This is a genomic window from Pseudomonas sp. C6002 (assembly GCF_013385805.1).
Classification (GTDB): domain Bacteria; phylum Pseudomonadota; class Gammaproteobacteria; order Pseudomonadales; family Pseudomonadaceae; genus Aquipseudomonas.
Genome location: NZ_JACAPH010000021.1, coordinates 225215 through 238520 on the forward strand (window position 1 = coordinate 225215; position 13306 = coordinate 238520).

Here is a 13306-nt window from a genome sequence, read left to right on the forward strand (position 1 = left end):
GGAGTCAGACCCCTATTCCTCTCAGGTCGCGTAGGTCTCAATACGGGACGGAAAAGGGGGCATTTATTTTTGATCTAATAAATGCCCCCTTTTCCGTTGTGGTCCTTGCGTAGAAATCACCCACCCCTTCCCTGGATAGCTCCCTGCCTTACCTGGCCCAAATCCTGCCTGCATCACTCCCACCCAGTCGCTACTGACTACGCGGACGACTCTTTTGAGCCCCGCCGCCCAATCCCCGCCCCCGATAATCAAGTATCCCCTTACCACCGCCGAGGCCTTCCCCCATGACGAGCCCATCCACCGACCAGGTCAGCCCCCAAACCCTGCGCAGAGTGATCATCGCCGCCGGCATCGGTAACTTCGTGGAGTGGTTCGACTTCGCCGTCTACGGTTTTCTCGCCACCACCATCGCCCAGCAATTCTTCCCCAGCGGTGACGCCAGCGCGGCGTTGCTGAAGACCTTTGCGGTGTTCGCGGTGGCCTTCGCCTTCCGGCCCCTGGGCGGGATTTTCTTTGGCATGCTCGGCGACCGGATCGGGCGCAAACGCACGCTGGCCATGACGATTTTGCTGATGGCCGGCGCCACCACGCTGATCGGCCTGCTGCCCACCTACGCCGCCATCGGCGTGGCGGCGCCGATTCTGTTGTCGTTGATTCGCTGCGCCCAGGGTTTTTCCGCCGGGGGCGAATACGCCGGGGCCTGTGCCTATTTGATGGAGCACGCGCCCAGTGACAAGCGCGCCTGGTATGGCAGTTTTGTGCCGGTGTCGACGTTTTCTGCGTTCGCTGCGGCGGCCGTGGTGGCGTACGCCCTGGAGGCTTCGCTGTCCGCCGAGGCAATGGGCAGTTGGGGCTGGCGCTTGCCGTTCCTGATCGCTGCGCCGCTGGGGCTGGTGGGGCTTTACCTGCGCTGGAAGCTGGATGAGACGCCGGCCTTCCAGGCGGTGAAGCAGGAGCACGCGGTAGCGCACTCTCCCCTCAAGGAAACCTTGCGCAACCATGGTGCGGCGATCTGTTGCCTGGGCGCTTTTGTGTCGCTCACGGCGTTGTCGTTCTATATGTTCACCACCTACTTCGCGACGTATCTGCAGGTGGCGGGTGGCTTGAGTCGGGCGGTGGCGTTGCTGGTGTCGCTGATTGCGCTGATTTTCGCGGCGGCGATCTGCCCGCTGGCGGGGTTGTATTCGGATCGGGTGGGGCGTCGGGTCACGGTGATGACGGCGTGTGTGTTGTTGATTGTGGTGGTGTACCCGTCGTTCCTGATGGCCAGTTCCGGGTCGTTCGCGGCATCGGTGGTAGGGGTGATGTTGCTGGCGGTGGGCGCGGTGCTGTGTGGGGTGGTGACGGCGGCGTTGTTGTCGGAGACCTTTCCGACACGCACGCGGTATACGGCTTCGGCGATTACCTACAACATGGCGTACACGATCTTTGGCGGTACGGCGCCGTTGGTGGCGACGTGGTTGATCAGTACCACCGGCAGCAACCTGTCGCCGGCGTTTTATCTGATTGCGGTGGCGGTGCTGGCGTTGGCGGGCGGGTTGGCGTTGCCGGAGACGTCGCGGATTTCGCTGCATGAGGTGGGCGTGGAGGAAAAAGGCACGGCGCCGGTGTTGTCGCGCTAGGTTCGGCTGGTGTGAACGCAATGCCCAATCCAACAAAGATCAACTGTGGGAGCGGGCTTGCTCGCGAATGCGGCCTGTCAGTGAAAAATGAGCTGACTGGCTCACCGCATTCGCGAGCAAGCCCGCTCCCACATTGTTTTTTCTTTGCTTGTTAGATCTCCACTGCCGGACTGAACAGTGTGGGCGTCGGCCGGCGTAATTATTTAGCCACTACCCCAATCGCCCGCGCCGCCTGAGCCAAGCGCTGCGTAGCGACGCGGATTTCCTCCGAATTGAGCGAGGCGAAGCCCAGGCGCAAGGCATTTTCGGGATGATCAAACGGTGAAAACAGGCGACCGCTGCGCACCACCAGGTCCAGCTCCAGCGCTTTTTCGGCCAGTCGGTCGACGTCGATTGAGTCGGCGAACCTTACCCACAACGCCAGCCCGCCTTCGGGTTCCTGCACAGAGATCTGCTCGCCAAAAGCTTCCAGCAAACAACTGAGCAGGGTCTCCCGACGCCGGCGGTATTCCCTGGAAACCCGCCGCAGGTGCTTCTTCAATTCGCCATCGTTGATCAAGTCCGCGAGCATCCGCTGCATCACGGCATCGCCCTGGCCCAGGCTCACCGCCGCCGTACGCTCAAGCACTTCGATGAGGTTCGACGGGGCAACGATATAGCTGCAACGGAAGGTGCTGCCCAGGGACTTGGACAGCGAGCCGATGTAGATCACATGACGCTGGGCGCTGTCACTGGCCAGGGGCAAATAGGGCCGTCCGGCAAAGTGATACTCGTGGTCGTAGTCTTCCTCGATGATGCAGAAGTCATGCAGCCGGGCCAGTTCCAGGAGCTGCTGGCGACGTCCGGCACGCAGGCTGACGGTGGTAGGAAACTGGTGATGGGGGGTGACGTACATCATCCGTACGTTATGCAGGCGGCACAGCTCGGCGAGCTGGTCGACCCGGCAACCTTCGTCGTCGAGGTCCACGGTGACCAGTTGCGCACCCAACTGGCGGAAAATCTCCCAGGCCGGTGGGTAACTCAGGCGTTCGACCACCACCACATCACCGGGTTTGAGCAGCGCGCTGGCGGTCAGGTACAGCGACATCTGCACGCCTTGGGTCAGGCAGATCTGCGGCGCGCCGACCGTCAGGCCGCGATTGTGGCGTAACATTTCGGCCAGGGCATTGCGCAGGTACTGGCCGCTGCCTTCGCTGCCATGGCGCACGGTGTTGGTGGTAAAGCTGTTGCGCAAGGCATTGCGGTAATAGCGGTGCAGCACGGCTTGCGGCAGCAAGCGATGGTCACAGGCGCCATTGTCGAAAAACAGCGCGCCGGGCCGGTGTTGCAGGGCTGTCACCTGTTCGCCCGGGGTGAAATAGGCCGCCGCAGGCACCTCCCGCAATGCCGGGGCAAACGACTTCGGGGCGCGGGTGGCCGGCACCGCGCCTGTCGCCAGCTGCGAACTGACGAAGGTGCCGCGACGTTGAAGGCTGACCAGCCAGCCCTTGGTCACCGCCTCCTCGTAGGCAAGGATCACCGTCTTGCGGTTGACGTCCAGCAGTTGCGCCATCTCCCGCGTGCCGGGCAACAGCGCTCCGGGGCGCAGGCGGCCCTCGACAATCGCGCTCACCAGGCCCTCGACGATCTTTCTGTAGGACGCCTGCGGCTGCTCCCCATCGAGTTTGAGCAACGGGCGCCATTTCCGAAGCTGGACCATATGAATTATCCAAAACTGGAGGTTCTCCTGGTCCTAGTCTACCGCAACAATCGAGCCTCAATTGCCCCGAGGTGTTTATGCACAACCGCCATGTCGTTGAATTGTTGCCCTCGGGCAAATCCTTCGAAGCTGCCGATCAATTGCTGCTCGACGCCATGCTGGCCAGCGGTCTCGCCGTACCCTTTTCCTGCCGGCGCGGCGCCTGCGGGTCGTGCAAGGTCAAGGTGGTGTCGGGCCAGCACCGGGAAAAGCTGCGCACACCCGACACCCCTGCCGCCTCCTATCCGCTCGCGGCTGACGAGATGTTGCTGTGCCAGAGCCATGCCTGCAGCGACATGCGCCTGGAAATCCCCGGCTGGTCACTGGACACGCCCGCGCTGGAAGCCAGCGCACAGGTGATCAGCAAACGCGCGTTGAGCGCCGACATCGTCGAGCTGGTGTTGCTGACTGCCCAGCCACTCGAAGTCCGGGCCGGCCAGTACCTCAGGTTTCGCCTCGACGATGGCGACAGCCGCTGTTTCTCCGTGGCCAATCTGCCCGCGCAGGACCAAGGCCGGTTGGTGTTTCATATTCGCCAGGTCAGCGGCGGCCTGTTTTCCGAACGCATCCTGCCGACCCTGCAAGTGGGCGATGCGGTGAAACTCGAAGGCCCCGTGGGCGCCTGCACCTGGCAACACGACGATCAGCGCCCTGTTGTGCTGTTCGCTACCGGGACCGGTTATGCCGGTATCAAGCCCTTGTTGCTGACGGCCCTGGCCCGCCAGGCCGAGGTCACCCTGTATTGGGGTAACTCGGCACCGGCGGACTTCTACGACGTCGAGTTTCTCGAACGGGCCAGCCAGGCCCATCCACGCTTTCTCTGGCATCGGGTTTTGTCGGCAGACGCCCGCGTACAGCAGGTCGCGTTGACACAGCCCCATGACTGGGCCGAGAGCCAAATCTACGCCTGCGGCAATAGCACGATGATCAACCAGGCCCGCGAAGCCTGCCTGGCGGCGGGTGCGCAGGCGCATCGTTTTGTCGCCGAAGCCTTCGTCCCCAGCGGTGCATTGACGCCAGCGGAGTCGCTCAACACGCGGCACCCGGTGCTGGAAAAAGTCGGCCCGCGCTACTCGCTGGACGGCATGCTCGCCGCCCGCGAGCAAACGGTCAGGGCCCTGGCCGCCATCGCCGATCAATTGAAAGTCGGCATGACCACGGCGCAAGCCCTCGCAATGGCCAGCGAGACATTGCAGGCCATGGGCGCGTCTCACACCTGGCATCCCACCTATATTCGCTTTGGCGAAGACACCGTCCGCACACCCCGCCAAGGCATCGACCTGCTGCGCAAGCTGCGGCCCACCGATATCGCCGTGGTGGACCTTGGCCCGGTGTGGGATGGCTATGAAGGCGATTATGGCGACACCTTCGTCTTCGGCGAGCACCCGTTGCATGACGCTTGCACGAAGGCCCTGCATGAAGTGTTCGACGAGACCCGCGATGCCTGGCACCGCGGGCTGACCGGGCGCGAGCTGTACGACTTCGCTGAGGGTAGCGCCCTCTCCAAGGGCTGGCGCCTTGAGCGCAACCTGGCCGGACACCGCATCGCCGACTTCCCCCATGCCCTGTTCGGGCAGGACAAGCTGGCTGAAGTCGAGATCGTACCGAGCGAGATGGTCTGGGTGCTGGAGATACAGATCTGCCATCCCACACAACCGGTCGGGGCGTTCTTCGAGGATATTCTGATTGGCGAGGCCAACGGGGGCGTGTAGGGACGGGCCGTACGGTGGACCCGGTGAGTCCAGAGCGGTAACGTTATCCGGGCATTATCACCTCAGCAAAAAGGGAGTTTGCATCATGACCGACGACACAAAAACAAAAGGGCCAGCGTCGTACTTCCCCTCCATCGAAAAAAACTATGGGCAACCCATTAGCCACTGGCTGGATCTGCTCAAGGCCGCCAGTTCCAGGAAGCATATGGAGCTTGTGGCCTTGCTCAAGACTGAACACGGCATGGGCCATGGTCACGCCAATGCGTTGGTTGCGTACTTCTTGGCGGCTGAAAAAGGCAATTGATCCACCTCCCGGCGGGCGGTGAACGTGCCTACCCGCCGGGCGTTGCGGCTGTCTCTTGCAGCGTTCGTTCAAGTCGTCGTAGGTGAGCATTCACAATGAGTTTGTGCGCTGGCCCCACTGGCAGCATGTAGAGGCGCCCATAGGTGTTATGGGTGACAACCGACGAGGTGATCGTGAGTACACGGTCAGCGATTGAAAGGCAGATCATCACATCCAGGTGCCGGTCACGCTCGGTCAGCACCAGCATGTCGGGCGCGCTGCGTTCCACCAGGAAGAAGTCCAGCCGGTCGCCGACCTGCAAAGCCTCGCGCAAGGTGCCGGAGAACCCACCGATGCGCTTCACACCAAACAACGAGGAAATGGCATCCCTGATTCGGAAAGCCACCTGCATCAACGGCCCCGGTTCGCCGGTCATGATGTTCCAGGCATCCAGCGCGGTGATTTCAGTAGGCAGCGGGGCTGAACGGGTGTCGTAGTAATCAAGCTCTGACGGTGCACGCAGCGTGTGAACAACATCGGTAGTCGTCAACATTATCTTCCCTGATTGCTCGGTTAGAGCGGCTGACCTACATCAATACGATTCCCGTCCGGGTCTTCGAACACAAACGCCCGCAACCCGTAATCCTGATCCTTGAGGCGCTTGATGATCCTCGCCCCATGCTGCACGCAAGCGGCGTGCAGCCTGTCGACATCGTCCACCATCAGGTGGGCAATCGTGAACGCGGCAGCTGGATGGTTGGGTTGCAAGGTCAAATGCAGCTCGCCCTGGTCGCGCTGCAGAATCATGAAGCCGATCGGGTTTCCATTTTCGAAGGCTTTCGTAAACCCCAGGACCCTGGTGTAAAAATCATGGGCCCTGCCCATGTCCTTTACGGGAAGCGTTACTGCAATTCGTCCGAAACGGACGCCATGATCAACGACTGCGCTCATCGCAGAACCTCAACGTGCAAGCACCATGACACCTGCCAGGCGGTGCTGGTGAGTGTGAAGCGCCTTGCCAAACCTGAAGGAGCAGGACGGTGCCTGCGAGGCAGAGGTTATTTTGCGTAGCTACCGAAGTAAAGAGAGATACGAGGGTCGTTGCCGGGCAATGATCAGCAGGCGGTCGTTCAGCTACGATTGCTCGGAGTCGGACCTGAGCCCCAAACCAGCAGGATTGATCAAGCGGACTGAAAGGGGGCGAAGCGCATGCGTTTATTCTCGCCCCCTGCCTCTATCACGGTTTCAGAGATGAAACACCGGCCCCGCCTCTGTACCTTGTGGAGGCGCTTCAACCTTCACCTTCAGCGCAATCAACAGTGCCGCCAACAGCATCAAGATACCTGCCGCGACAAAGACCCCGCCGATACCACTGAAACTGAACATCGCGCCGCCTGCCGCCGCCCCGGCGGCAATCGCCGACTGCACTGAAGCCACCACCATGCCCCCGGCGCTTTCAGCCTGGTCAGGCACTGCCCGCGCCACCCAGTTCGACCAGGCCACCGGCACCCCGCCAAACGCCAGGCCCCAGAGCATCAACAACCACACCTGGCCGGTCACGGTTGCCGGCAACAGCGCCAGGGCGAGCGCCGCAACGCCCACCAGCGCGGGCATCAGCACCAATGTTCCACGCGGCAGACGCACCAGCAGCCAACCAGCCAGCAGCGTGCCGGCAAAGTTCGCAACGCCAAACCCCAGCAACATCAACGCCAGCCCCTCGGCATCGACGCCAGTGGTGCTTTCCAGGAATGGCCGGATATAGGTGAACAGCGCAAAGTGCCCGGTGTGCACCAGCACGCACCCCAACATGCCCACGGCAATGCCCGGGCGCAGCAGCACTTCCAGCACCGTCCTCAAGCGGGCGGTCCTGCGGGGTGCGAGCGGCGGCAGGGTGAACAGCTGGAACACCAGGGTCACGCCGCCCACTGCGGCGGCGGCGAGAAACGCGCTGCGCCAGCCGTAAAGCCCACCCAAAAAGCTGCCCAGCGGCACCGCCACGACAGTGCCCACCGCGATGCCGCTGAAGATGATCGACAAGGCACGCGGCAGCAGTGCCGCCGGTACAAGCCGCATCGCCACCGCCGCCGCCATGCTCCAGAAGCCACCCAGGGCGATGCCCAGCAGGACGCGCATCAGCAGCAACACCGTGAGGCTCGACGAGACCGCCACCAGCAGGTTGGAGCAGATCATCAGTGCGCTGAAGCACAACAGCACCACGCGCCGGTCGATCCCGCGGGTCAGGCCCGGTACCAGCAACCCGGCGAACAACGCCACCACCGCCGTGACTGTCACCGCCTGCCCTGCCAAGGCTTCCGAGACGCCGAGTTCGGCCGCCATCGGCGTCAACAAACTGGCCGGCAGGTACTCCGCCGTGAGTAATCCGAACACGCCCATCGCCAACGAAAATACCGCCATCCAGGCCGGTGTCGCGGGCGCTACATCTGCACCGGTTACGGCGTCACACACACAACTGCTCATCACTGGTCACCCTCCAAAAGTTATCGCGACCGCCAGTCTAGGTACGCAGGACAGGATGATCTATGATGCAAAATCTTGAATCCTTTACCTAAACCCCGAAAATGATGCCTCCAGAACCGTTCGACGTGTCCTCTGACCTCATCAACGAGCTGTTGCGCGGCATGCGCCTGCGGGGCGTCGAGTACCGCCGTATCCAGGCCGGGCCGGCGTTTGGCCTGGGCTTTGCGGCCAAACCCGGGCATGCGTACTTCCACCTTGTCGCCGCCGGCGGCGTCACCCTGCGTACCGAGGACGGCACGCAGTACGAACTGACGCCGGGCAACGCCGTGTTCATCTCCCATGGAGGCGCCCATCAGTTGCTCTCCAGCCCGGAGGTGCCGGTGCAGGACATCGACAGCTTCAACGCCGCAGCCCTCGGCGATGCAGTGTGTGCCGTGGATGCCCGCGCCAATGCAGGCGTGGCTCAAAGCACCCTGCTCTTCAGCGGCTGCATGGAGTTTGAACTGGGGAGTTTGCACGGCCTTGGCCGCCTGATGCCGGACCTGATGCTGATCGACGCCAAGGGGCAACGTTATCCGGGGCTGATGCCGATCCTGGCGGCCATGGAGCGTGAAGTCAGCAGCGCCCGCATCGGCTTCGCCGGCATTCTGGCGCGCCTGGCGGACGTGGTGGCGGCCATGGTTGTTCGGGGCTGGGTCGAATGTGCCTGCGGGAATGCGTCCGGCCTGGTGGCTGCGCTACGCGACCCGCGCCTGGCCAAGGCCCTGCTGGCGTTGCACCAACAGCCTGGGCGCGACTGGACGGTGGAAGAGCTCGCGGCGCAGTGTCATACCTCGCGCTCGGTGTTCGCCCAACACTTTCAAACCACGATCGGCACGCCACCGTTGCGCTACGCCACCGAACTGCGGATGCGCCTGGCCAGCCAGTGGCTGACGCTGGAGCGGCTGCCCATTGAAACCGTGGCGCAACGCCTTGGCTATAACTCCCAGGCCGCGTTCAGCCGGGCATTCAAGCGCGTCACCGGGCAGCCGCCGGGGGCCAGCCGGCGATCTTGAGCCGCTAGGAAAAGTGCGTGATCAACATTTCTCGCACTGCACTGACCAGCGAAGCCTCGCCCGGACGCGGCGGTAACAGGCTGAACTCGACATCGGGCAGCGCCGGAAGCGTTTGAATCGACCGGCATGCCTCGGCCCCGGCAGGCACGGCCGAGCTGTTCAGGCACGCCACGCCCAGCCCCGCCAGCAGTGCCGATTGCAGGCCCGCCACCCCGGACGCGGAATGCGCAATGACATACGGCACCCCGCGCGCATCCAACAGGTCGATGGTGAACCGCTGCAAGCTGCAATCCTGGGGAAGTACCACCAACGGCAGCGGCGCCACGAGTTCGTGCTGTGCGTCGAACCCACTGAGTGCCACCCACCGCAGGGCCTCTCGTCGTACGGGAATGCCTTCGGGAAGGCTGCGACCATCGAGGATGCGCATCGACAGGCCAATGTCGAATTCGCCGCTGTTGGCGCCCTTTTCGATTTGGAGGCTCTTGCGCACCGAAACATGCAACCGAAGCTGCGGATATCGCGTGCGCAACCCCTTCAACATACCCGCGATGGCGCTGGGCAAAAAATAGTCGGTGATGGCCAGGCGCAGTTCGCCGCTCAAGGTTACGCCGCGCATATCCTCAAGCACGCAGTCACTCAGCGCGAGCAATTCACGCGCATGTGCCAGCAGGCGCTCTCCGGCAGGTGTGGGGCTCACGCCTTTTTTGCCGCGCTCCAGCAGCGTCACGCCGGTGAAGGTTTCCAGCTTGCGAAGTTGCTCACTGAGCGCGGACTGGGAACGGCACAACTTGGGCGCGGCCGCCGAAAGGCTGCCGGCTTCCAGGATGGTGACGAAGGAGCGCAGTTGCTCAAGGTCAAAGGGGCGCATGTCTAACCTGCGTTTTTTCCGATAGATATCATTATATCTTCCCGTTTTTCAGATCCGAATAATTTTCTTAATCTGGCACCTCACCCTACCCTTACGAGGAATTCGCCATGCCAGGCATCACCCTGAAAATCTCCGGAGAACGCAATCCCGAACTGGTCCGCCAGCTCGTCCCGCAGCTCACTGCACTGACCTGTGAAGTGCTCGAGAAACGCCCGGAGCAGACCTTGCTGATTCTCGATTTTGTGCCGCACGACCAGTGGTTCATTCATAACCGCTCGCTGGCCGAACACGGGCGCAACGCATTCCGCCTGGAAGTCACCGTGACCGATGAGACCAACACCAAGGCGCAAAAGGCGCGTTTTCATCGTGAGGCCTACACGCTGTTGGCGGAGTTGATCGGCAACCTGCACCCGCACTCCAATGTGCACATCATCGACTGCCGGGCCAGTGCCTACGGCTATGAAGGGGTGACTCAGGAGTACCGCTATCAACACACTTGATAGGCCGGGAAAAAGCCGCGCATGCATGTCGATCAGGTCAATGCGCGGCTCATCAAGTCCGTGAACAGTTGCAGAACCCGTTCATCATCCACGCCCAACAATCGGTCACCCACATAGCATTCGGTCTTGCACCATCCCGGTCCATGAACGACAGCACGCCCAGCCGCGACACCAGGTAACGCCCCGGCAAAAGGACCGTCGACGCGGGCTTTTATGACAAAAATTTCATACAGCTAAACTGTACAGTTTTTCTGCACGCATGCTAACGTCCGGGCATGAACAAACCTTCCATCACCTCCGAAACCCAATCCGCCGCCCTGGCTGCCGAGCTGCGCATCTCCCTGGGCAAGCTGATACGCCGGCTGCGGGAACAAACCCATCCGAACGATTTCACTTCCGCCCAGAAGTCGGTGCTGCTGCGCCTGGACCGAGACGGGCCCAGCACCGTCTCGGCCCTGGCCCGGGCGGAGAGCGTGCGGCCGCAGTCCATGCGCATCACCGTGGCCGGGCTGGAAACGATGAAAGCGATCAGGGGCAAACCCGACCCCAGCGATGGGCGCCAAACCCTGATCGAGCTGACTCCCGGCTTTCGTAAGCACCTGATCGCCAGCCGGGCAGCCAAGGACGATTGGCTGCTGCGGGCGCTGCAGGAGCAACTGTCTGCCGAAGAACAAGCTGAACTCGCGGCAGCGGTAAAGCTGCTGGAGCGCCTCGCCGACTTTTGAGCCCCCTATCCGTTCGAGGACATCCCATGGCCGTCACCTTGCTGGATCCCAACACCGCGCTGATCATCGTGGACTTGCAAAAAGGCATCGCCGAATACCCGTTCATCCACCCCATCGGCGCCGTGGTGGAACGCTCCCGTGCACTGCTCGACGCGTTCCGCGAGCGCGGCATGCCGGTGGTGCTGGTCAACGTCACAGGCTTCGCCCCCGGGCGCACCGAGCGGCCACGGCGCAGCGATGTATTTCCACCGGGATGGGCCGACCTGCTGCCCGAACTCGATCAGCAACCCGGCGACATTGGGGTGACCAAACGCACCTGGGGTGCCTTCGCCAGCACTGATCTTGAGGCGCAACTCAAAGCACTCGGCGTGACTCAAGTAGTGATCACCGGCGTTGCTACCGGAACCGGCGTGGAGTCCACCGCGCGCCAGGCCTACGAGGCCGGCTTCAACGTGACCCTGGCCGTCGATGCCATGACCGACGCGAACGCCGAGGCCCATCACTACAGCCTGAACCAGGTATTCCCGAAGCTGGGGGAAACCGGCACGGCGCAAGAGATCATCGGCTTGCTTGAAACAAGGGGGGCGTGACGATGCAATGGCATGAGCTGGTGTCTTATTTCTTCGGCGGCGTATTGCTCACCAACGCGCTGCCCCATTGCCTCAGTGGCTTGATGGGCCAGTCCTTCCAGACGCCGTTTGCCAAGCCGCGCGGCCAGGGGCGGTCCTCCTCGACGCTGAATGTGCTCTGGGGTTTTCTCAACCTGGTGATCGGCTACGTGCTGGTCTGCCGGGTCGGGGACTTCGACCTCAAAAACACCGCTGATGTGCTCGCCCTCGGGCTCGGGGCCTTGGCCCTGAGTGTTTTCCTGGCGCAGCATTTCGGGCGCTTCAACGGTGGTCATTCCTCAGGGCCGGTGTGAGTTCGATGGGCATTTTCCGCTCGCTGCGCAGCGTCAACTACCGCATTTGGGCCGCCGGCGCCCTGGTGTCGAATATCGGCACCTGGATGCAACGCACGGCCCAGGACTGGCTGGTGCTGACCCAGCTCACGCCGCATAACGCGTCGGCCGTCGGCATCGTCATGGCGTTGCAGTTCGGGCCGCAATTGCTGTTGCTGCCCTGGACCGGCTTCGCCGCCGATCACTACGACAAGCGCAAGCTGCTGATGGTCACCCAGGGCGTGATGGGCGTGCTGGCGCTGATGCTGGGGGTGTTTACCCTGACCGGCATCGTGCAGCTGTGGCACGTGTATGTGTTCGCGTTTTTGTCCGGCTGCGCCTCGGCCTTCGATGCACCGGTGCGGCAGATATTCGTGGCGGAGCTGGTGGGCGAAGCGGATCTGTCCAATGCCATCGCGCTCAATTCCACCTCGTTCAACATGGCGCGCATGATTGGCCCGGCGGTGGCCGGCGTGACCATCGCATCGGTGGGCACCGGCTGGGCGTTCCTGCTCAATGGCGCGAGTTTTTTCGCGGTGCTGGCCTCGCTGTTTCTGCTGCGGGTTTCCGGCCTGCACACCAGCCTGCGGGCGCTGCGCACCAAGGGCAGCCTGACTGAAGGCCTGCGTTATGTGTGGGCGCGGCCGGACCTGATGGCGATCCTGGTCATGCTGTTCTTGATCGGCACCTTCGGCATGAATTTTCCGATCTTCATCTCGACCATGGCCGTCACCGTGTTCCACGCCGATGCCCGCGGCTATGGCCTGCTGACGTCGACCCTGGCCATCGGCACCGTTGCCGGGGCGCTGCTCGCAGCCGGTCGCGAGCGGCCACACTTCAAGGCGTTGTTGATCGGCGCGCTGGTGTTCGGGGTGGGCTGCACGCTGGCGGCGATTGCCCCGAACTATTGGTTGTTCGCCGGGGCGCTGGTGATCATCGGCGTGGGCGCGCTGACCTTCAGCAACACCACCAACAGCCTGATGCAACTCACCACCGAACCCTCCATGCGCGGCCGGGTAATCGCCCTGCGGGTGGGCGTGGCCCTGGGCGGCACACCGATTGGCGCACCGATTGTGGGCTGGGTGGCCGACCATCTTGGCCCGCGCTGGGCGTTGGCGGTCGGCGCGGCCTCGGGCATCCTGGCGGCCGGCGTGGCGGTGTACACCATGACGCGCAAGCTGGATCGGCCTAAAAATATGTGATGGGCAACACAGCTCCCACAGTTGATCTTCGCAGGCTTGCACAGTTGATCGTTCCCACGCTCTGCGTGGGAATACATCCTGTGACGCTCCGCGTCACCATTGCGCAGGACTTGAACCTTGCATCGTCAGCTGGACGCAGAGCGTCCGAGGCGGCATTCCCACGCAGAGCGGGGGAACGATCAA

General features: G+C 62.7%; 14 protein-coding genes. 9 read left to right on the forward strand and 5 right to left on the reverse strand.

Annotation, left to right across the window (positions count from 1 at the left end; translation table 11 throughout):
* Positions 1-284: 284 nt before the first annotated feature.
* Positions 285-1622 (forward strand): MFS transporter, encoded by a 1338-nt coding sequence (locus tag HX817_RS14975; RefSeq protein WP_177040496.1) that lies wholly within the window; start codon positions 285-287, stop codon positions 1620-1622.
* 199 nt (positions 1623-1821) lie between these two features.
* Here the strand turns inward: HX817_RS14975 and HX817_RS14980 are convergent, their stop codons facing one another.
* Positions 1822-3321: a PLP-dependent aminotransferase family protein gene (locus tag HX817_RS14980; RefSeq protein ID WP_177040497.1), complete on the reverse strand. Its 1500-nt coding sequence runs from the start codon at positions 3319-3321 to the stop codon at positions 1822-1824.
* A 77-nt stretch (positions 3322-3398) separates the two neighbouring features.
* On the opposite strand from HX817_RS14980, the gene HX817_RS14985 reads away from it, so the two are divergent.
* Positions 3399-5072, forward strand: a complete 1674-nt coding sequence (locus tag HX817_RS14985) for a M24 family metallopeptidase (protein WP_177040498.1) — start codon at positions 3399-3401, stop codon at positions 5070-5072.
* Between the two features lie 85 nt (positions 5073-5157).
* Positions 5158-5376, forward strand: a complete 219-nt coding sequence (locus HX817_RS14990; protein WP_003214516.1) for a DUF4287 domain-containing protein — start codon at positions 5158-5160, stop codon at positions 5374-5376.
* Between the two features lie 28 nt (positions 5377-5404).
* On the opposite strand, the gene HX817_RS14995 is transcribed toward HX817_RS14990, so the two are convergent.
* From HX817_RS14995 to HX817_RS15005, 3 genes are all read right to left on the reverse strand, one after another.
* Entirely contained in the window at positions 5405-5908 is a 504-nt protein-coding gene (locus HX817_RS14995; RefSeq protein ID WP_177040499.1) for a DUF2867 domain-containing protein, read from the reverse strand.
* A gap of 20 nt (positions 5909-5928) precedes the next feature.
* A complete protein-coding gene (locus HX817_RS15000) occupies positions 5929-6306 on the reverse strand; it encodes a glyoxalase/bleomycin resistance/extradiol dioxygenase family protein (RefSeq protein WP_008438853.1) in 378 nt (125 codons plus the stop codon).
* Positions 6307-6600: 294 nt separating this feature from the next.
* Positions 6601-7833, reverse strand: coding sequence for an MFS transporter (locus HX817_RS15005; protein WP_177040500.1), 1233 nt, complete (start codon positions 7831-7833; stop codon positions 6601-6603).
* 101 nt (positions 7834-7934) lie between these two features.
* On the opposite strand from HX817_RS15005, the gene HX817_RS15010 reads away from it, so the two are divergent.
* Positions 7935-8888, forward strand: coding sequence for an AraC family transcriptional regulator (locus tag HX817_RS15010; protein WP_371317778.1), 954 nt, complete (start codon positions 7935-7937; stop codon positions 8886-8888).
* A gap of 4 nt (positions 8889-8892) precedes the next feature.
* On the opposite strand, the gene HX817_RS15015 is transcribed toward HX817_RS15010, so the two are convergent.
* Complete coding sequence (locus HX817_RS15015) at positions 8893-9756, reverse strand: LysR family transcriptional regulator (protein WP_177040501.1); 864 nt, start codon at positions 9754-9756, stop codon at positions 8893-8895.
* A gap of 107 nt (positions 9757-9863) precedes the next feature.
* Between HX817_RS15015 and HX817_RS15020 the strand changes: the two genes are divergently transcribed.
* The 5 genes from HX817_RS15020 to HX817_RS15040 all read left to right on the forward strand — a co-directional run bounded on the left by HX817_RS15020 (position 9864) and on the right by HX817_RS15040 (position 13123).
* Positions 9864-10256, forward strand: coding sequence for a tautomerase family protein (locus HX817_RS15020; RefSeq protein ID WP_003214522.1), 393 nt, complete (start codon positions 9864-9866; stop codon positions 10254-10256).
* 275 nt (positions 10257-10531) lie between these two features.
* Positions 10532-10981, forward strand: a complete 450-nt coding sequence (locus HX817_RS15025) for a MarR family winged helix-turn-helix transcriptional regulator (protein WP_003214523.1) — start codon at positions 10532-10534, stop codon at positions 10979-10981.
* 26 nt (positions 10982-11007) lie between these two features.
* Positions 11008-11571 carry an isochorismatase family protein gene (locus HX817_RS15030; RefSeq protein WP_003214524.1) on the forward strand — a complete coding sequence of 188 codons (564 nt, stop codon included), beginning with the start codon at positions 11008-11010 and terminating at the stop codon, positions 11569-11571.
* 2 nt (positions 11572-11573) lie between these two features.
* Positions 11574-11903: a hypothetical protein gene (locus HX817_RS15035; protein WP_177040502.1), complete on the forward strand. Its 330-nt coding sequence runs from the start codon at positions 11574-11576 to the stop codon at positions 11901-11903.
* Positions 11904-11908: 5 nt separating this feature from the next.
* Positions 11909-13123, forward strand: a complete 1215-nt coding sequence (locus HX817_RS15040; protein WP_177040503.1) for an MFS transporter — start codon at positions 11909-11911, stop codon at positions 13121-13123.
* Positions 13124-13306: the final 183 nt, after the last annotated feature.

Excerpts from the sequence above, each read along its gene's own strand:
- HX817_RS14975 (WP_177040496.1), top strand. The coding sequence starts at position 285 with ATGACGAGCCCATCCACCGACCAGGTCAGCCCCCAAACCCTGCGCAGA.
- HX817_RS14980 (WP_177040497.1), bottom strand. The coding sequence starts at position 3,321 with ATGGTCCAGCTTCGGAAATGGCGCCCGTTGCTCAAACTCGATGGGGAG.
- HX817_RS14985 (WP_177040498.1), top strand. The coding sequence starts at position 3,399 with ATGCACAACCGCCATGTCGTTGAATTGTTGCCCTCGGGCAAATCCTTC.
- HX817_RS14990 (WP_003214516.1), top strand. The coding sequence starts at position 5,158 with ATGACCGACGACACAAAAACAAAAGGGCCAGCGTCGTACTTCCCCTCC.
- HX817_RS14995 (WP_177040499.1), bottom strand. The coding sequence starts at position 5,908 with ATGTTGACGACTACCGATGTTGTTCACACGCTGCGTGCACCGTCAGAG.
- HX817_RS15000 (WP_008438853.1), bottom strand. The coding sequence starts at position 6,306 with ATGAGCGCAGTCGTTGATCATGGCGTCCGTTTCGGACGAATTGCAGTA.
- HX817_RS15005 (WP_177040500.1), bottom strand. The coding sequence starts at position 7,833 with ATGAGCAGTTGTGTGTGTGACGCCGTAACCGGTGCAGATGTAGCGCCC.
- HX817_RS15010 (WP_371317778.1), top strand. The coding sequence starts at position 7,935 with ATGATGCCTCCAGAACCGTTCGACGTGTCCTCTGACCTCATCAACGAG.
- HX817_RS15015 (WP_177040501.1), bottom strand. The coding sequence starts at position 9,756 with ATGCGCCCCTTTGACCTTGAGCAACTGCGCTCCTTCGTCACCATCCTG.
- HX817_RS15020 (WP_003214522.1), top strand. The coding sequence starts at position 9,864 with ATGCCAGGCATCACCCTGAAAATCTCCGGAGAACGCAATCCCGAACTG.
- HX817_RS15025 (WP_003214523.1), top strand. The coding sequence starts at position 10,532 with ATGAACAAACCTTCCATCACCTCCGAAACCCAATCCGCCGCCCTGGCT.
- HX817_RS15030 (WP_003214524.1), top strand. The coding sequence starts at position 11,008 with ATGGCCGTCACCTTGCTGGATCCCAACACCGCGCTGATCATCGTGGAC.
- HX817_RS15035 (WP_177040502.1), top strand. The coding sequence starts at position 11,574 with ATGCAATGGCATGAGCTGGTGTCTTATTTCTTCGGCGGCGTATTGCTC.
- HX817_RS15040 (WP_177040503.1), top strand. The coding sequence starts at position 11,909 with ATGGGCATTTTCCGCTCGCTGCGCAGCGTCAACTACCGCATTTGGGCC.